Origin of the sequence: Polaromonas sp. (genome assembly GCF_029945895.1) — a bacterium.
Classification (GTDB): domain Bacteria; phylum Pseudomonadota; class Gammaproteobacteria; order Burkholderiales; family Burkholderiaceae_C; genus Polaromonas.
The window spans coordinates 28,644-46,533 of the sequence record NZ_JAQSDL010000080.1 but is presented as its reverse complement, the minus strand read 5'-3'; the positions used below and the strand labels follow the sequence as shown (position 1 = coordinate 46,533).

Annotated in this window: 14 protein-coding genes and 1 tRNA gene; 8 read left to right on the top strand and 7 right to left on the bottom strand. The window is 64.0% G+C overall.

Going from position 1 to position 17,890, the window contains the following annotated elements:
* Positions 1-24: 24 nt before the first annotated feature.
* From pal to PSV33_RS09710, 6 genes are all read left to right on the top strand, one after another.
* The gene (gene pal / locus PSV33_RS09735) at positions 25-567 is read left to right on the top strand and encodes a peptidoglycan-associated lipoprotein Pal (protein WP_300561032.1); all 543 of its coding nucleotides are present in this window, start codon (positions 25-27) and stop codon (positions 565-567) included.
* 69 nt (positions 568-636) lie between these two features.
* Positions 637-1,344, top strand: coding sequence for a tol-pal system protein YbgF (gene ybgF, locus PSV33_RS09730; RefSeq protein WP_300561312.1), 708 nt, complete (start codon positions 637-639; stop codon positions 1,342-1,344).
* 55 nt (positions 1,345-1,399) lie between these two features.
* The gene (locus PSV33_RS09725) at positions 1,400-2,509 is read left to right on the top strand and encodes a YeeE/YedE family protein (RefSeq protein WP_300561031.1); all 1,110 of its coding nucleotides are present in this window, start codon (positions 1,400-1,402) and stop codon (positions 2,507-2,509) included.
* Between the two features lie 160 nt (positions 2,510-2,669).
* Positions 2,670-3,494, top strand: a complete 825-nt coding sequence (locus PSV33_RS09720) for a tRNA threonylcarbamoyladenosine dehydratase (RefSeq protein ID WP_300561030.1) — start codon at positions 2,670-2,672, stop codon at positions 3,492-3,494.
* Between the two features lie 80 nt (positions 3,495-3,574).
* Positions 3,575-3,650: transfer RNA gene (locus PSV33_RS09715), tRNA-Lys, on the top strand.
* A gap of 180 nt (positions 3,651-3,830) precedes the next feature.
* On the top strand, positions 3,831-4,238 hold the full coding sequence (locus PSV33_RS09710) for a BLUF domain-containing protein (protein ID WP_300561029.1): 408 nt from the start codon (positions 3,831-3,833) through the stop codon (positions 4,236-4,238).
* 98 nt (positions 4,239-4,336) lie between these two features.
* Here the strand turns inward: PSV33_RS09710 and PSV33_RS09705 are convergent, their stop codons facing one another.
* The 7 genes from PSV33_RS09705 to dapC form a co-directional block, all read right to left on the bottom strand.
* Positions 4,337-4,846, bottom strand: coding sequence for a hypothetical protein (locus tag PSV33_RS09705; protein WP_300561027.1), 510 nt, complete (start codon positions 4,844-4,846; stop codon positions 4,337-4,339).
* Positions 4,847-4,939: 93 nt separating this feature from the next.
* Positions 4,940-6,961 carry an ATP-binding cassette domain-containing protein gene (locus PSV33_RS09700; protein WP_300561026.1) on the bottom strand — a complete coding sequence of 674 codons (2,022 nt, stop codon included), beginning with the start codon at positions 6,959-6,961 and terminating at the stop codon, positions 4,940-4,942.
* Between the two features lie 72 nt (positions 6,962-7,033).
* Positions 7,034-8,008: a HemK family protein methyltransferase gene (locus PSV33_RS09695; protein ID WP_300561025.1), complete on the bottom strand. Its 975-nt coding sequence runs from the start codon at positions 8,006-8,008 to the stop codon at positions 7,034-7,036.
* On the bottom strand, positions 8,005-9,198 hold the full coding sequence (gene dapE / locus PSV33_RS09690) for a succinyl-diaminopimelate desuccinylase (RefSeq protein WP_300561024.1): 1,194 nt from the start codon (positions 9,196-9,198) through the stop codon (positions 8,005-8,007). Before dapE ends, PSV33_RS09695 begins: the two co-directional genes overlap by 4 nt.
* A gap of 20 nt (positions 9,199-9,218) precedes the next feature.
* Positions 9,219-10,412, bottom strand: coding sequence for a PilT/PilU family type 4a pilus ATPase (locus PSV33_RS09685; RefSeq protein ID WP_300561309.1), 1,194 nt, complete (start codon positions 10,410-10,412; stop codon positions 9,219-9,221).
* Positions 10,413-10,606: 194 nt separating this feature from the next.
* On the bottom strand, positions 10,607-11,434 hold the full coding sequence (gene dapD, locus PSV33_RS09680) for a 2,3,4,5-tetrahydropyridine-2,6-dicarboxylate N-succinyltransferase (protein WP_300561023.1): 828 nt from the start codon (positions 11,432-11,434) through the stop codon (positions 10,607-10,609).
* Positions 11,431-12,726: a succinyldiaminopimelate transaminase gene (dapC, locus tag PSV33_RS09675; RefSeq protein WP_300561022.1), complete on the bottom strand. Its 1,296-nt coding sequence runs from the start codon at positions 12,724-12,726 to the stop codon at positions 11,431-11,433. The genes dapD and dapC overlap by 4 nt, the downstream gene beginning before the upstream one ends.
* 334 nt (positions 12,727-13,060) lie before the next feature.
* Here dapC and smc point away from each other — a divergent pair, with 334 nt between their 5' ends.
* Both smc and PSV33_RS09665 read left to right on the top strand, forming a co-directional pair.
* Positions 13,061-16,603, top strand: a complete 3,543-nt coding sequence (gene smc, locus PSV33_RS09670) for a chromosome segregation protein SMC (protein WP_300561021.1) — start codon at positions 13,061-13,063, stop codon at positions 16,601-16,603.
* Between the two features lie 85 nt (positions 16,604-16,688).
* Positions 16,689-17,768 carry a cell division protein ZipA C-terminal FtsZ-binding domain-containing protein gene (locus PSV33_RS09665; protein WP_300561020.1) on the top strand — a complete coding sequence of 360 codons (1,080 nt, stop codon included), beginning with the start codon at positions 16,689-16,691 and terminating at the stop codon, positions 17,766-17,768.
* The last annotated feature ends 122 nt before the right edge of the window (positions 17,769-17,890 follow it).

The following is a 17,890-nucleotide window of genomic DNA, read 5'->3' as shown; positions in this document are numbered from 1 at the left end:
GTTTTTTACGGAAAGTACACACTCATGAAGCGCATCCTGATCTCACTGGCCTCCATCATCACCCTGACCGCCGCACTGGTCGGCTGCAGTTCGGGCGTCAAACTCAATGAAGTGCCTGTCGAAAACCGTACCCCGGTCACCACCGCACCGGGAACCGGCGACGCCGCCGGCGTGACTGGCCGCGATGTGGCGCCTGTCCTGATCGGCGCCACCGACCCTTCGCTCGCCGGCCCGCCCGGCGCAGCGCGCGTGATCTATTTCGACTACGACAGCTTTGTCGTCAAGCCGGAATTTCAGGCGACGGTGGAAGCCCATGCGCGTTTCCTCAGCGCCAACAAGGCACGCAAGCTCGTGATTGAAGGCAGCACCGATGAACGCGGCGGTCGCGAGTACAACCTGGCCCTCGGTCAGAAGCGCGCCGAGGCCGTGCGCCGCGCACTGGGCCTGCTGGGCGCCAGCGATGCGCAGATTGAAGCCGTGAGCTTCGGTGAGGAAAAACCTGCTGCTACAGGCTCGGACGAAGATTCGTACGCCAAAAATCGCCGCGCTGAATTCAACTATCGTTGAGCGGGAGCCATGACCTTGAAGAACCTCCGGACGTCGCTGGGAGCCGTCGCTTGCGCACTGGCCTGCTTCATGACGTTCAGCGCCCACGCGGCACTGTTCGAGGATGATGAAGCGCGCAAGGCGATTCTTGAATTGCGCCAGCGGCTCGATACAACAACGACCGAACTGCGCAAGTCCGGTGATGAAACCGCGCAACTGCGTCGCAGCCTGCTCGAGTTGTCCACCCAGATCGACCAGTTGCGCAGCGAGCTGGCTCGCATGCGCGGGCAGGACGAGCAGTTCACCCGCGAGCTTGCAGAGGTCCAGCGCATGCAAAAGGACTTGTCCCAGGGCGTGAATGACCGGCTCAGCCGGTTCGAACCGTCCAAGGTCAGCGTTGACGGCCGGGAGTTCGTGGCAGACCCTGCAGAAAAGCAGGAGTTCGAGGCTGCGTTGGCGGTCCTGCGCAAGGGCGAGTTCGCGCCAGCCCAAGCCGCCTTCACGAACTTCCTCAAGCGTTATCCCCAAAGCGGCTACAAGGCGCCAGCGCTTTTCTGGCTCGGCAATGCCCAGTACGCGCTGCGCAACTACCGCGATGCCCTGGTCAATTTCCGCGCCCTGGTTGCCGCCGACCCCGAGCATGTGCGCGCGCCCGAAGCTGTGCTGGCCGTGGCCAACTGCCAGGTTGAGCTCAAGGACGTCAAGGCGGCGCGCAAGACGCTGGAAGACCTGCTCAAGGCCTACCCGCAGTCGGAAGCTGCTTCGGTCGCCAAGGAACGCCTGGCCCGGCTCAAGTAGACCCCGCGCAGACGGCCAGTCAGCGCATTTCGTGACCAGCCCCTAAAATCAGGGGATGGATATCTCCCAGCTCAACTCACTCACCGCCCAGGTTCTCTGGGCGACTTTTATTCTTGCGGCCCTGTTCGGTGCCGTTGTCCAGCGCACCCACTTCTGCACCATGGGCGCAGTCAGCGACATCGTCAACATGGGAGACTGGACACGCATGCGCGTGTGGGCAATGGCCATCGGCGTGGCCATGATCGGCTTCTACGGCCTGGCCGCGGCCGGGCTGATTGACCCTGCCAAAGCCGTGTATGCCTCCAACCGTTTCATCTGGCTTTCCGCCCTGGTCGGCGGATTGCTGTTCGGCTTTGGCATGGTGCTGGCTTCTGGCTGCGGCAGCAAGACACTGGTCCGCATTGGCAGCGGCAACCTCAAATCACTGGTGGTGTTTGTGGTCATGGCGGTAGCCGCATTTGCCACACTCAAGGGCATCACGGCGGTACTGCGCGTGGCCACGGTGGACCGTGTGGCTGTCGATTTTTCAAGCAACGCCGCATTGTCCAACTGGGCGGGCAGTTGGCTCGGCGTGTCTCCGGTGCTGGCCGGACTGGTGCTGGCAGGAGTGCTGGGCGGAGGTCTGATCGTCTGGGCGCTGGCCGGCCCCGAGTTTCTCCGCTTTGACAACCTGCTCGCCGGGGTTGGCATTGGCCTGCTGATTGCCGCCATGTGGTGGCTCAGCGGTCATATGGCTTATGTCGCGGAACATCCGGAAACGCTGGCGGAGACGTTTCTGGCGACCAACTCCGGCCGCATGGAGGCCCTGAGTTTTGTGGCTCCGATGGCCTACACCATCGATTGGCTGATATTTTTCAGCGACAAGAGCAAAGTGCTGACGTTGGGCGTTGTGTCTGTTTTTGGCGTGGTGGTTGGTTCGGCGCTGTATTCCCTGTTGTCACGCAGCTTCCACTGGGAAGGCTTTCGCAATACCGAAGACACGGCCAACCACCTCGTCGGGGCCGTGCTGATGGGCGTGGGCGGGGTGACCGCCATGGGCTGCACCGTCGGGCAGGGCTTGTCCGGCATCTCCACGCTGAGCGCCACCAGTTTTGTCGCTGTCGCGGCCATCATCGCCGGCGCGGTGGCAGGCCTGAAATACCAGATCTGGCGGCTTGACAGTTGATGGCCCCCACGCTTGTCGCTTCGCCTGCCTTCGTTGGTGCGCTGCCCCTTGCACGAAGAAGAGGGGCGCAGCGCCCGCAGCCCGGCAGCGCCGGTTCCGCGGCCCCGACTGGAAGAGCAGGGGCGGATTTTCCTTGGGGCGGCCTGGCAGGAAATGGCCAGTGACTGAGATTTCCTCTGATCTCCCTGCCGACCTGGAGCGGCGCTTCGGCGGACTGGCGCGTCTGTATGGTGCGTCCGGTGCAAGAAAAATCCGTGCAGCGCATGTGGTGGTGGTGGGCCTGGGCGGCGTGGGCTCCTGGGCCGCCGAAGCGCTGGCGCGCAGCGGCGTGGCCAGGCTGACGCTGATTGACCTGGACCACATCGCCGAGTCCAACATCAACCGCCAGATCCACGCGCTCGACACCACATTGGGGCAGGCCAAGGTCCAGGCGATGCGCGAACGCATTGCCCACATCCACCCCGGTTGTGTTGTGCACTGCATCGAGGAGTTCGTCGATGCCGCCAACTGGCCGGCGATTGCGGGGCTGCAGACACACGACGACAGCGGGTTGTCCGTCATCGATGCCTGCGACCAGGTGCGGGCCAAAACTGCCATGGCCGCCTGGGCGATGCGCCACAAGGTCAACTTCATCAGCGTCGGCGCAGCCGGCGGCAAGCGCCATGCGCACAAGGTCGACATTGACGACCTGTCGCTGGTCACCCACGACCCGCTGCTCGCGCAACTGCGTTACCGCCTGCGCAAGGAGCGGGGTGCAGCGCGCAAGGGGAAAATCGGTGTGGCCTGCGTGTTCAGCCGCGAGGCGGTGATGCAACCCGCGGCCCCGGCCAGCGGGTCTGATGCTGCGCCGGATGCCTGTGATATCGGGGACGATGCATCTGGCGATGGCAGTCTCAATTGCCACGGGTATGGATCGGTGGTCAGCGTGACATCGGCCTTCGGTTTGTGTGCTGCAGGTTGGGTGCTCAACAAAATTGCTGAGTAGTTTTTTAAAGAGTCGAAAAATAACGCTATAATTTGAGGCTGTTCTGCATCATGTGCGGTACAGACCAGGGAGCAATCCTTGGGGCCTTAGCTCAGTTGGTAGAGCAGCGGACTTTTAATCCGTTTGTCGTGGGTTCGACCCCCGCAGGCCCCACCAGACACGCCTTCATGGCACGGAAAGCCAGCTATCAGTTTGATAGCTGGCTTTTTTGTTTCCGTTGCGTTGTCAATCCCTGGAAGACGCCGGTGCGCAACTCAAGGCAGAATCAGGGCTGCCGAGGAAATATGGGTCTGCCAGTCGTCTGCGACTATTTTCGACCTCCAACCTGACTGCTTCATGCTTAGACTGCTCTACATCAGCGACGCCCTGGAAGGCCTGACCGATGACTCCATCGACGCCATTCTCAAAAGCGCTGCAAAAAACAATCCACCCCTGGGCATCACCGGCCTCCTTGTTTTCGGCGGAGGTTTGTTCACGCAAGTCCTCGAGGGTCCCGAGCAGAACGTGCTCAAGAAATATGTGCAAGTCATGTCTGACCCCCGGCATCGCAATTGCCGGATTGTCTACATCACGCCCACCGAGGAACGCATTTTCAAAGACATCTCCATGGCGGCACTCGAAGCCGTTCCCTGGGAGCTTGAGCACATCGCGGAGCTTGATGCACATCGCAAGGAAACAACGCCTGCAGATGCGTTCACCAAGCTCATGAATGTATTTTTCTCCCGGCTCAAGGCCGTGCCCTGACGGAAGGCCGAGTTTTGCACCGGGCGCGCACGCCTCATTCCTGCAGTTTGACCAGCCACGGCTGCGAATGCCTGCGCTGAAGAGCTTCGGATAAGGAGTCAGCCCGGCGCCGAGTAGCCAAGAAGCGGTACTTCCAGCTGCGCCTGCCGCGCCACACGAATGCAGTCCTTCATGTGTTCTTCACCCAGATAACGGATCGCTGCATAACCGACGGTGGCGGCGACGATCTGTCCGGCGAAGGGCACGTACTTGGCGAGTTGTTTGGTGGTCAGCCGCATGCCGATTTTGGTGGCGGCCTTGAGGACCAGGTCCCGGCTGATGAACTTGCCGATCAACACCGAGCCGACCAGGGTGACCGCTTTCTGGACCTGGTCGCGCTTGGTCGGATCGAGCTGGTCGAGTTGCTGCGGCGTGAGGCCAAACTCCCGGTTGATCTCAGGAATCAGTCGGGACAGCATGGCCGCGTCGACCGCCCAGTCGAGGCCGGGCACCGGCACGGCGCTGGCCGCGGCGGCGACCATGGCGCGTTTGTTGAGAAGCTTGCGGCTGCGCATCACCGCGGCCGCAAGGGCCGCGTCGTCGGAAGCCATCTGGAGGGCGGTGGGCATGAATGCACTTTAGCGCGAAATGCCCGGCGGGGTTAGAGCCGCAAGCCCAACCCTCGTCCGCCCAATGCCGGCTCAAGCCCGCTTGATGTCCGCTCAGGCCAGCGAGGTTTCGATCTGCTCGGTGAGTTCCAGCCAGCGCTCTTCCAGCGTGCCCAGTTCGGTGTCAATGACCTTCAGGCGCTTGCCCGACTGGGCCATTTCCGCCGGCGCGGTCGTGGTCGCCAGCGAGGCTTGCAGGTTGTCGCGTTCCGCGCTCAGCGACTGCATGCGGGCGTCGATTTTTTCCAGTTCCTTGCGCAGCGGCTTGGTCGCGTCCGAGTGCTGCTGCCGGCGCTGCGCGTCATCCTTCTTGCTGCCCGGCTTTTTGGCATCAAAAGTGGCTGAAGTCGCCGTCACCTGGGCGCTGGCAGCTACTGTTTTGGTAGCAGCTGCAGAAGGCGCGGCGGTGCTGGTGGATTTTTTGGCTTCTTCACGCTGGCGTTTGGCTTCGTCGAGCAGGTAACGCTGATAGTCGTCGAGATCGCCGTCGAAGGGCGCGACGCCGCCGCGCGAGACCATCCAGAACTCGTCGCACACGGCGCGCAGGAGGGCGCGATCGTGGCTGACCAGCATGACGGTGCCTTCAAACTCGTTGAGCGCCATCGACAGCGCCTCGCGCGTGGCCAGGTCCAGGTGATTGGTCGGCTCATCAAGAAGCAGCAGGTTGGGGCGCTGCCAGACGATCATGCACAGCACCAGCCGGGCTTTTTCGCCGCCGCTCATGCTGCCGACGGCCTGCTTGACCATGTCGCCGCCAAAATTGAAGTTGCCCAGAAAGCTGCGCAGGTCCTGCTCGCGGGTTGGCTGGCTGCCTATCTTGCCGGCGGCGGTGACCTCCTTGACCAGCCGGATCATGTGTTCCAGCGGGTTGTCGGCCGGGCGCAGCACGTCGAGCTCCTGCTGCGCGAAGTAGCCGATGTTCAGGCCCTTGCCTTCGGTCATCTCGCCACTGATGGGCGCCAGCGCGCGCGCAATGGTTTTGACCACGGTGGACTTGCCCTGGCCGTTGGCACCCAGGATGCCGATGCGCTGGCCGGCCAGCACCGACTTGCTAACGTTCTGCACGATGACCGTGGGCGGTGTGCCTTCGGACGCATCGGCTGGCGGCGGGTAGCCGAAGTCGACATGCTGCATCGAGAGCATGGGGTTGGGCAGGTTGGCCGGTTCCTTGAACTCGAAGGTGAAGTCGGCTTCGGCCAGCAGCGGCGCAATTTTCTCCATGCGGTCCAGCGCCTTGACCCGGCTTTGCGCCTGCTTGGCCTTGCTGGCCTTGGCCTTGAAGCGGGCAATGAATTTCTGCAGGTGGGCAATCTTGTCCTGCTGCTTGTTGAAAGCACCCTGCTGCAGCGCCATCTGCTCGGCACGCAGGTCTTCAAACTTGCTGTAGTTGCCGCCGTAACGGGTCAGCTTGGCACTTTCGATGTGCACCGTGACGTCGGTCACGGCATCGAGGAATTCGCGGTCATGGCTGATGACCAGCATGGTGCCCTGGTAACGCTTGAGCCAGGCCTCCAGCCAGACGAGTGCATCGAGGTCCAGGTGGTTGGTCGGTTCGTCGAGCAGCAGCAGGTCGGACGGGCACATCAGCGCGCGCGCCAGTTGCAGGCGCATGCGCCAGCCGCCGGAAAAACTGTTGACCGGGTTGTCGAGTTCACTGAGCTTGAAACCCAGGCCGAGGATCAGCGCCTGCGCCCGGGCCGGCGCGTCGTGCGCGCCCGAGTCGTAGAGATCCATGTAGGCATGCGCCATGCGGTCACCGTCACCACTGGCCTCGGCGGCCTCCACCTCGGCCTGTGCGGCCTGCAGCACCACGTCGCCTTCGATCACGTAGCTGGTGGCGCTTTGTTCAGTCTCGGGCATGTCCTGGGCCACCTGCGCCATGCGCCACTGGGCGGGAATGTAGAACTCGCCGCCGTCTTCGTGCAGCGTGCCGTTGAGCATGGCAAACAGCGAGGACTTGCCCGCGCCATTGCGCCCCACCAGGCCGACTTTCTCGCCGGGGTTGAGGGTGACAGACGCGCTGTCAAGAATCACTTTGGCGCCGCGACGCAGCACCACATTTTTAAGGGTAATCATTTAAACCAAGCAGACACAAGAAAAATAGCCAGTCGGCGCGCTGCGCCCCAATGGTGGCCCGAGACACAAGTCTCAAGCCAGTTGTTGGCGCGTGAGGAGCAGAACCTGGTCGGGGCCGGCGCTGGTTTCAAACCAGAGCGGTTCCAGGTGCGGGAAGGCGCGTTCAAAATTCTCGCGCTCGTTGCCGATTTCCAGCACCAAAACGCCATTTTCGCTCATATGGCCGGCTGCGTTTAGAAAAAGGCTTCGAATGAAGTCCATGCCGTCCTCGCCGCCCGCCAGCGCCAGCGCCGGTTCGGCCCGGAATTCTGCCGGCAGGGCGGCCATGGTGGCCGCGTTGACATAGGGCGGGTTGCACAGAATCAGGTCATACGGGCCGGGGCAGGCGGCCAGTCCGTCGGAGGCGATGAGGGTGATGCGCGCCTGCAACTCATGCACGTCCACATTGATGCGGGCGACGGCCAGCGCCTCGGTGCTGATGTCGGCGGCGTCCACAAGCACCTCGGGCCAGGCCATGGCGGCAAGGATGGCGAGGCTGCCATTGCCGGTGCACAGGTCCAGCACCCGAAAAACTGGAGCCCCCACGCTTGCCACTTCGTGTGCTGCGCTGCCCCCCGAGGGGGCGTTCGCTTGCTGGGGGCGGCCCGGCGCGGCGCTCGGCTCGCTGAGCCAGGGATCAATGCTTTCATCGACCAGCAGCTCGGCAATCAGCGAGCGCGGAATGATCACCCGCTCGTCGACATAAAAGGGCACGCCCTGCAGCCAGGCTTCGCGCGTCAGGTAGGCGGCAGGTCGGCGGGTGTTGATGCGTGCTTCCAGAAGGAGAGCAACCTTTGCAGCATCGGTGGGCGTCACAGGCGTATTTTCCTCTTCATCGAGTTCGTCCAGCGGCAGCCTGAGCGCCCACAGCACCAGCCAGGCGGCCTCGTCAAAGGCGGTGAGGGTGCCCTGGCCAAAACCGTCGGCCTGCGTGAGGCCGGCCGCTTCCAGCCGGTCGGCCCAGTATTCCACCAGGGCGATGACGGTGGTCGCCTGCGCGGTGCTCACAGCGCGGCCAGGCGCTCCAGCACGCCCTTGTAGATGTTTTTCAGCGGGTCCAGCGTGCTGACCAGCACGTTTTCATCGATCTTGTGGATGGAAGCGTTGATCGGGCCGAACTCGATCAGTTGTGGGCAGATGGCGGCGATGAAGCGCCCGTCGCTGGTGCCGCCGGTGGTCGACAGTTCGGTCTGTAGCCCGGTCTCGGCCTGGATGGACTGACTGACGGCCTGCACCAGCTCGCCCGGCGTCGTCAGAAAGGGCTGGCCGCCAAGCGTCCACTTCAGGCTATAGTCCAACTGGTGTTTTTTCAGGATGGCTTCCAGCCGCATTTTCAGACTGTCAGCCGTTGATTCGGTGGAAAAACGGAAGTTGAAGTCCACCACCAGTTCGCCAGGGATGATGTTGGAGGCGCCGGTGCCGCCATGCACATTCGAGACCTGCCAGCTGGTTGCCGGGAAAAATGCGTTGCCCCTGTCCCACTCCGTCGCCACCAGCTCGGCCAGCGCCGGCGCAAAGCGGTGCACCGGGTTGTCGGCCAGGTGCGGGTAGGCGATGTGGCCCTGCACCCCCTTGACGGTCAGCTTGCCGCTGAGGGTACCGCGCCGGCCGTTCTTGATCATGTCGCCGAGCCGGTCCACCGAGGTCGGCTCGCCCACGATGCAGTAGTCGAGCACCTCGCCGCGCGCCTTCAACTGCTGAACCACGACAGCCGTGCCGTCCACCGACGGGCCTTCCTCGTCGCTGGTGATCAGGAAGGCGATGGAAAGATCCGGTTGCGGGTTGGCGGCAAGAAACTCTTCCACCGCCACCACCATCGCCGCGATCGAGGTTTTCATGTCGGCCGCCCCACGCCCGTACAACACGCCGTCGCGGTGGCTGGGGGTGAAGGGCGGGCTGGTCCACTGATCGAGCGGGCCGGTCGGAACCACGTCGGTATGCCCGGCGAAAACCAGCGTCGGAGATGCTATCGAATTAGAAGCTGCCTGCGCCCGTCCCGCCTGGGCTACAGGGCGAAAACCCTTGAACTTTGCCCACAGGTTGGTGACCCGGAAATGTTCCGGTCCGCTGACGATGGTTTCACACTCGAAACCCAGCGGCTGCAGCCGCGCGGCCAGGATGGCCTGGCAACCCGCGTCGTCGGGCGTGACGGACGGGCAGGTGATCAGTTGTTCGGCAAGGCGCAGGGTAGAGGACATGCAAGGATTCAGAACAGTATTTACAGCGGGGTAAAGCCGGTGGTGCCGTATTTCGAGGTGGAACCCGAGTCCGGGCGGACGTCGAGCGTGATCTCGGTGAAGGACGCTTGCTCGTCTTCTTCCTCAGGCTCTTCCGCTGCCTTGGCGGCCGTCGCAAAGTCGTTTTCCAGGCGCCACATCAGGTTGGTCGGCGAGTCGGCATGCAGCAGGCCCTCCTTGCGCGTGACGGTGCCGTTGACGATCAGCCTGGCGATGTCCTGCTCAAAGGTCTGCGAGCCTTCCGCCATGGACTTCTCCATCGCCTCCTTGACGCCGGAGAAGTCGCCTTTTTCGATCAGTTCGGAGATCAGCTTGGTGTTGAGCATGACCTCGACCGCCGGTGCCCGGCTGCCCGCCTGGGTGCGCAGCAGTCGCTGCGAGACGATGGCTTTCATGGCCGCGCCGAGATCGCCGAGCATGGTGTTGCGCACCTCGACCGGGTAAAAACTCAGGATGCGGTTGAGCGCCTGGTAGCTGTTGTTGGCATGCATGGTGGCCAGGCACAGGTGGCCGGACTGCGCGTAGGCAATCGCGGCCGACATGGTTTCCCGGTCGCGGATCTCGCCAATCAGGATCACGTCGGGCGCCTGGCGCAGTGCGTTTTTCAGCGCCACCTGCAGTGACTGCGTGTCGCTGCCGACCTCGCGCTGGTTGACCACCGACTTCTTGTTGGTGAACAGGAACTCGACCGGGTCCTCGATGGTCAGGATGTGGCCGGGCTGGGTCGCGTTGCGGTGGTCCATCATGGCTGCCAAGGTGGTGCTTTTGCCGGCGCCGGTGGAGCCCACCATCAGCAGCAGCCCGCGCTTTTCCATGATCAGGTCGGCCAGGATGGGCGGCACGTTGAGGCTTTCGAGCGGCGGAATTTCACCGGGCACGTAACGGATCACGGCCGCATAGGTGCTGCGCTGCCTGAAAGCGCTGATGCGGAAGTTGCCGACGCCTGCCAGCGGAAAACCCATGTTGAGCTCGCCGAGTTCTTCCAGTTCCTCGATGCGCTCGGGCGGCAGCACCTCGGCCAGCAGGTTGCGCGGTGCTTCGGCCGGCAGAATCTGGCTGTTGATCGGAATCGCCTCGCCGTTGATCTTGATCAGGGCCGGTGAATGCGCCGACAGATAAACGTCCGAGGCCTTTTTATCGGCCATCAAACGCAGGATACGTTCCATCGTGCTCATGGTCTGCGCATTCATTGGCGGTTCCGATCCATCAATCAGTGAGTCAAAAAGGCTGGCGGCTCAGCTGTGTCCCCGGAGCGCCGGCATCCCATCCCGTTCAAGCAGGAGCCGCGGGTCCGGCTTCGCCGGCCCGCAGGCGCAGCGGCCCCCTCGGGGGGCAGCGAAGTACGCGAAGCGACAAGCGTGGAGGCCATTTAATCCCGGAGCAGATCATTGAGGCTGGTGGTCGCACGGGTCTTGGCGTCCACCTTCTTGACGATCACGGCGCAATACAGCGAGTACTTTCCGCCGGCCTTGGGCAGGTTGCCCGACACGACCACCGAACCGGCCGGAATGCGGCCATAAGTCACGGTGTCCGCCTCGCGGTCATAAATCGGTGTGCTCTGGCCGATGTAAACGCCCATCGAAATGACAGAGTTCTCCTCGACGATGACGCCTTCCACCACTTCGGAGCGTGCACCGATGAAGCAGTTGTCTTCAATGATGGTCGGGTTGGCCTGCAGGGGTTCGAGCACGCCGCCCAGACCGACGCCACCCGACAGGTGCACGTTTTTGCCGACCTGCGCGCAGCTGCCGACGGTGGCCCAGGCGTCCACCATGGTGCCTTCGTCCACATAGGCGCCGATGTTCACGTAGCTGGGCATCAGGATCGCGCCTTTGGCGATGTAGCTGCCGCGGCGCGCCACGGCGGGCGGCACCACACGCACGCCGCTTTCCTTCATTTCCTGCTCGCTCAGGTGCGAGAACTTGGTCGGCACCTTGTCATAAAAGCCCAGGTCGCCGGCGCGCATCAGCACGTTGTCTTTGAGGCGAAAGCTCAGCAGCACGGCTTTCTTGATCCACTGGTGCGTGGTCCACTGGCCGACACCCTGGCGCGTGGCGACACGCAGGCGGCCCCCGTTGAGTTCGGAAATCGTGTGTTCCACCGCATCCTGGACTTCTTTCGAAGCGGCCTGCGGCGACAGATTCGCGCGGTCTTCCCAGGCGGCGTTGATGATGCTTTCGAGTTGGTCTTGTTTCATGTTGGATGGGTTCTGGATTGGATGAAGGAAACGATTCTTTCAGCGGCTTCGACACACTCGGCGGTTTCAGCCACCAGGGCCATGCGGATTCTGCCGGCGCCCGGGTTCTGGCCGCGGGCTTCGCGGGCCAGGTAACTGCCGGGCAACACCACGACATTGTAAAGAGCGAGCAGCTCGCGCGAAAAAGCCGCGTCGTCGCCGGCAAAACACGCCGGCACCTGGGCCCACAGGTAGAAGCCCGCGTCCGGTAGCGCCACCTCCATCACTGCGGCCAGCAATGGTGTGACTTTGGCAAATTTTTCCCGGTACATGGCGCGGTTCGCCACCACATGCGCCTCGTCGTTCCAGGCGGCGATGCTGGCCGCCTGCACGATGGGGCTCATGGCGCTGCCATGGTAGGTGCGGTAAAGCAGAAAAGGCTTGATCAGCGCGGCATCACCGGCGACAAAGCCGCTGCGCAGGCCGGGCACGTTGCTGCGTTTGGACAGGCTGGTCAGCGCGATGATGTTCTTGAAATCGTGGCGGCCCAGTTGCGCGGCGGCCTGCAAGGCGCCCAGCGGCGGCTCCTCACGGAAGTAGATCTCGCTGTAACACTCGTCCGAGGCGATCACAAAGCCGTACCGGTCGCTCAGTTCAAACAGGAGCTTCCATTCGTCCAGACCCATGACCGCGCCGGTCGGGTTGCCGGGCGAACAGACAAACAGCAGTTGCGTCCTGGCCCAGACCTCCTGCGGCACGGCGGCCCAGTCCACCGCAAAGTTGCGCGCCGGGTCACTCGGTGCAAACCAGGTGTCGGCGCCGGCCAGCAGGGCTGCACCTTCGTAGATTTGGTAGAAGGGGTTCGGGGAGACCACCAGAGGCCGGGCCAGCCCGCCGCTGGGCCGCCCCAAGGCGGGCGACGCCCCCTCGGGGGGCACCGACGCACACGAAGTGGCGAGCGTGGGGGCACCCATGGTCGGGTCGATGACGGTCTGCGCCAGCGCGAACAAGGCTTCACGCGAGCCGTTCACCGGCAGGATCTGCGTCAGCGGGTCCAGCGCCAGACCGTAACGGCGCAACATCCAGCCCGCCATGGCCTGCCGCAGTTTCGGCTCGCCGGCGGTCGCCGGGTAGCTGGCTAGGCCAGCCAGGCTGTCGCTCAGGGCGGCCTTGATCAGCTCGGGCGTGGCATGTTTGGGCTCGCCTATGCCCAGGCTGATGGGGCGGTAGGCCGGGTTTGGCGTGACGTCGGCGTGCAACTGGCGCAGTCGCTCGAAAGGGTAGGGCTGCAGGCGTTTCAACAGTGGATTCATGGCCCGGATTATCCCGTGTGAACACCCCGCGCGCAGTGGATGCCCATCCTCTGCGCCCGGGTTGCTACCAAAACGATAGCTGTCTGCGCTTGCCAGGCAAGGGCTGGAGGCATTTTTGAGGCATGAATTCAGGGAAGAACCGGTCTGGCCGGCGCGTGCCGCCAGCGTCACCGTCGCCCGCATGGCGCCGGTCACCATTTTTTACAGCGGCCGGCCGGTCCGCCTCGGGTAACATTGCAGGCTCTGCATTGCTGGAAGCAGGTTGGGCGCCTTCCAAAAGCGCTATAAAAATCAATAACTTAGCTTCAAAGCGCCAAGAAAAACAGGGTCCGCCGTGCGTCTCAATTCAATCAAGTTATCCGGCTTCAAATCGTTTGCGGAGCCGACCAATTTTGTGCTGCCGGGCCAGCTGATCGGTGTCGTTGGCCCCAACGGTTGCGGCAAGTCCAACATCATGGATGCGGTGCGCTGGGTGCTCGGCGAGAGCAAGGCCAGCGAACTGCGCGGCGAATCCATGCAGGACGTGATCTTCAACGGCACCAACCTGCGCAAGCCGGCCAGCCGCGCCAGCGTCGAGCTGGTGTTTGACAACGCCGACCACCGTGCCGGCGGCCAGTGGGGCCAGTTCGCCGAAATCGCCGTCAAGCGTGTGCTCACGCGGGACGGCACGTCCAGCTACTACCTGAACAACCAGCCGGTGCGCCGGCGCGACGTGCAGGACGTATTCCTCGGCACCGGCCTGGGCCCGCGCGCCTACGCCATCATCGGCCAGGGCACGATCAGCCGCATCATCGAATCCAAGCCCGAAGAGCTGCGCCTGTTCCTCGAGGAAGCGGCCGGCGTCTCCAAGTACAAGGAACGCCGGCGCGAAACCGCCAACCGCCTGAGCGACACCCGCGAGAACCTGACCCGCGTCGAGGACATCCTGCGCGAGCTCAATGCCAACCTCGAAAAACTCGAGAAACAGGCCGAGGTCGCGCTGCGCTACAACACCTTGCACGCCGACGCCACGCTCAAGCAGCACCAGCTCTGGTTTCTCAAACGCGCCGAGAGCGAAGCCGACCAGGCCAAGGTCAAGGCCGACGCCGCCAAGTCAGTCAATGACCTGGAAAGCCGCATCGCCGACCTGCGCCACATCGAAGCCGACCTGGAAACCATCCGCCAGGCGCATTACGCCGCCGGCGACCAGGTCAACCAGGCCCAGGGCAAGCTGTACGAAGCCAGTGCCGAAGTTGGCCGCCTGGAGGCCGAGATCCGGTTTGTGGTCGAAGGCCGGCAACGTGTCGAGCAGCGCCTGGCGCAGCTCAAGGAACAAACCAGCCAGTGGGGCGCGCGCAAGGAAGAAGCTGCGCTGGAAACCGAAACGCTGAGCGAGCGGGCGATTCAGGCCGAAGAGCAGGCCGAGCTGCTGGCCGCGCAGAGCGAAGACCAGGCCGGCCAGTTGCCCGCGCTGGAAGAAGCCCTGCGCGCCGCCCAGTCCAAAGCCAATGAGCAGCGCGCAAGTGTGGGCCAGGTGCAGCAGCAGATCCAGGTGCTGGCCGCCGACCAGCGCAACATCGAGGAGCAGTCCCGTACCCTGAGCCTGCGTCATGAGCGTTTGACGGCTGACAAAAACGCCCTCAACGCTCCTGACGAGGCGCGTCTCGTCAACCTCAACACCCAGTTTTCCGCGGCAAAAGAAGCGCAGGACGAAGCCGAGGCGCGTCTGCACGAACTCACCGACAGCGTGCCCCAGCTCGACGAAGACCGCCGTGCCAGACAGCAGGCCGTGAACACCGAGTCGGCCCGGCAGGCCGACCTGTCGGCCCGTATGGAGGCGCTCAAGGCGCTGCAGGAAAAAGTCAAGACCGACGGCAAACTCAAGCCCTGGCTGGCCAAACACGGGCTCGACGGCTTGCAGGGCCTGTGGAGCCGCATCCATATCGAGCAGGGCTGGGAAAACGCCCTGGAAGCCGCGCTGCGTGAGCGGCTCGGTGCGCTCGAAGTCTCGCGCCTGGACATGGTGCGTGGTTTTGCGGGCACGGACGGGCGCAGTGACAGCGAAGGGCCGCCGGCCAAACTCTCGTTTTATTCGCCGCCAACGGCCGCGGCACCGGCCAGCGCTTCTGCCAGCGGCCTCAAACCCCTGGCCGATCTGCTGCGTCTGGGTGACGCCGGCCAGACGGCGCTGCTGGGCGACTGGCTGCACGGCTGCCTGATCGCGGCCAGCCTCGACGAAGCCCTGGCGGCCCGCCACAAGCTGCAGGCGGGTGAAGTCATTTACGTTAAAAGCGGCCACGCGGTCACGCTGCACAGCGTGAGTTTTTATGCCCAGGATTCCGAGCAGGCCGGCCTGCTGGCGCGGGCCCAGGAAATCGAAAACCTCGAAAAGCAGCTGCGCGCGCAGGCCCTGATCAGCGACGAGGCGCGCAGCGCCCTGATCCGCGCTGAAGCGGCGTATGCCGATGCCGCCCAGCGTCTGGCCACGGCACGCCGCGAGACCGCCGAAGGCCAGAGCCGCACACACGAGCTGCAGGTCGAGGTGCTGCGGCTGACGCAGCTGGCCGAACAGACCCGGGCCCGCAGCGAGCAGATTGCCGGCGACCTGGCCGAGATCGACGCGCAGATGAATGACCTGCAGGAGCGCAAGCTCACGGCCGAAGCGCGCTTTGAAGAGCTGGACATGCAGCTCGCCGACAGCCAGGAGCGCCATGCCCAACTCGATGACCGCGTGATCGAGGCCGAGCGCAAACTGAACGAATCACGTGAGCAGCAGCGCGCGCTGGAACGCCAGTCGCAGGAAGCGCAGTTTGCGCTGCGCAGCCTGGCCTCGCGCCGCGACGAACTGACCCGCTCCATGGACATTGCCGCGCAGCAGGCCGCCTCGATTGCCAGCGAGGAAGAACGCGCCAAAGAGGAACTGTCCCGCCTGAGCGACGCCGCAGCCAAGGCCGGCCTGCAGGACGCCCTCAACCTCAAGCTCGAGCGCGAGGCCGACCTCGGCGCCAAGCGCAGCCAGTACGACGACCTGACCACCAAGCTGCGCGCCAGTGACGAACGCCGCCTGCAGCTCGAGCGCGAACTTGAGCCGCTGCGCCAGCGCATCACCGAGTTCCAGCTCAAGGAGCAGGCCGCACGCCTGGGTTTCGAGCAGTACGCGCAGTTGCTGGAGGATGCGCAGGCCGACCTCACCGCCGTCGAAGAATCCATCCAGACCGGCCATGTGCGCCTGACTGGCCTGCAGGGCGAGATCGACCGCATCAACCGCGAGATCCAGTCCCTGGGCGCAGTGAACCTGGCGGCGCTGGACGAACTCAGCAGCGCCCGCGAACGCAAGCAGTTCCTCGACGCGCAGTCGGCCGACCTGAACGAAGCCATGACGACCCTGGAAGATGCCATCAAGAAGATCGACGCCGAAACGCGCGACCTTTTGTCCTCCACGTTTGAGACGGTGAACCGGCACTTTGGCGAGATGTTCCCGCGCCTGTTCGGCGGCGGCAACGCCAAACTGATGATGACCGGCGAGGAAATCCTGGACGCCGGCGTGCAGGTGCTGGCCCAGCCGCCAGGCAAGAAAAACCAGACCATCCATCTGCTGTCGGGCGGCGAAAAAGCCCTGACCGCGATTGCGCTGGTGTTTGCGATTTTCCAGTTGAACCCCGCACCGTTCTGCCTGCTCGACGAGGTGGATGCACCGCTGGACGACGCCAACACCGAGCGGTATGCCAAGCTGGTGGGCAGCATGAGCAAGGAAACGCAGTTCCTGTTCATCAGCCACAACAAGATCGCCATGGAAATGGCCGAACAGCTGATCGGGGTGACCATGCAGGAGCAGGGCGTCTCGCGCATCGTCGCAGTGGACATGGAAGCGGCCCTCGGGTTTGCGGAGGCCGCATGACGAATCCTTCTGGAACCGCCATCCCGCGGGTGTTCAAGTCAGGCCAAAAGCACTGCGCCAGGCCAGCGAACGTGGGGGCCCAGTCTTGAGCACACTTCAAATCAGCCTGGCGATCATCGGCGGCTTGCTGCTGGCCGTCGTGGTGGCCCACAGCACATGGTCGGCCCGCAAAAACCTGCCCATGCAGCCCACACCCGATCCGGTGGCCCCCGGCATTGAGCCGACCGGCGGCGAGATCCCGCCCAGTAGCCAGGACACCCTGCCTGAGCGCCTGGAACCGGGCTTCGATGGGGACTCCAGTCTGGATGCCCTGACCGCGCTGACCGTTCCCGAGAAAAAACCGGGCCTGGACGCGCTGATCGACGTGATCGCGCCCATCATCATTGATTCGGTGGTTTCGGGTGAAGCCGCGCTCGCCGCCATGCCGGGCTCCCGCCGCGCTGGCAGCAAACCGTTTGCAATCGAAGGCCTGAGCCTGGCCACAGGCGCCTGGGAAACCCCGGCCGCCGGTCAGCGTTACAGCGCCTTCCAGGCCGGTGTGCAGCTGGCCAACCGCACCGGCGCGCTGAACCAGATCGAGTTCTCCGAATTTGTCATGAAGGCACAGGCCTTTGCCGACGCGATTGACGGCCAGCCCGAGTTCCCGGACATGATGGACGAGGTGGCGCGCGCACGCGAGCTCGACAACTTTGCCAGTGCCCACGATGCCCAGCTGGGTTTCACCCTGCGCGCCAGACATACGGCGTGGAGCCCCGGTTATGTGCACCAGAGCGCCGCGAAACTCGGTTTTGTCGCCGGTTCCATCCCGGGTCGCATGGTGCTGCCGGCCAGCCAGTCCGGACCGCACGCGCCCCCGGTGCTAGGCCTGTCGTTCGACACCCAGGCCGCCATGGCAGAAGAGCCGGAACAGACCGCGCTGCGCGAGCTGACCTTGTCGCTGGACGTGCCGCAGGTGCTGCGCGCCGAGCAACCGTTTGTGCGCCTGTGCGAGGCGGCGATTGCGCTGGCCTCCAGCATGGAAGGCGTGATCATCGACGACCAGGGCCAGCCGATACGGCCGGAAGCCATGGAGGCCATCCACGCCGATCTGGAGCAGCTCTACAACACGCTGGAAGAGCGCGACATACCGGCCGGTTCGGCGCTGGGCAGGCGCCTGTTTTCCTGAACAACATGGCTCCCCCCCGTAGCGACCTGCGGCCGCTTCCCCCCTGCAGGGGGCGCCGCCTGCGGCCCGGCGAAGCCGGTTCCGCGGCGACCTGGTTAAAAAACCCTTCCTGGAATTGCCGA

Bases quoted from the DNA above. Each gene is read 5' to 3' on its own strand.
- dapD (WP_300561023.1), bottom strand. From the start codon at position 11,434: ATGAAACAAGACCAACTCGAAAGCATCATCAACGCCGCCTGGGAAGAC.
- PSV33_RS09685 (WP_300561309.1), bottom strand. From the start codon at position 10,412: ATGAGCACGATGGAACGTATCCTGCGTTTGATGGCCGATAAAAAGGCC.
- PSV33_RS09705 (WP_300561027.1), bottom strand. From the start codon at position 4,846: ATGCCCACCGCCCTCCAGATGGCTTCCGACGACGCGGCCCTTGCGGCC.
- dapC (WP_300561022.1), bottom strand. From the start codon at position 12,726: ATGAATCCACTGTTGAAACGCCTGCAGCCCTACCCTTTCGAGCGACTG.
- ybgF (WP_300561312.1), top strand. From the start codon at position 637: ATGACGTTCAGCGCCCACGCGGCACTGTTCGAGGATGATGAAGCGCGC.
- PSV33_RS09725 (WP_300561031.1), top strand. From the start codon at position 1,400: ATGGATATCTCCCAGCTCAACTCACTCACCGCCCAGGTTCTCTGGGCG.
- dapE (WP_300561024.1), bottom strand. From the start codon at position 9,198: ATGTCCTCTACCCTGCGCCTTGCCGAACAACTGATCACCTGCCCGTCC.
- PSV33_RS09710 (WP_300561029.1), top strand. From the start codon at position 3,831: ATGCTTAGACTGCTCTACATCAGCGACGCCCTGGAAGGCCTGACCGAT.
- PSV33_RS09700 (WP_300561026.1), bottom strand. From the start codon at position 6,961: ATGATTACCCTTAAAAATGTGGTGCTGCGTCGCGGCGCCAAAGTGATT.
- pal (WP_300561032.1), top strand. From the start codon at position 25: ATGAAGCGCATCCTGATCTCACTGGCCTCCATCATCACCCTGACCGCC.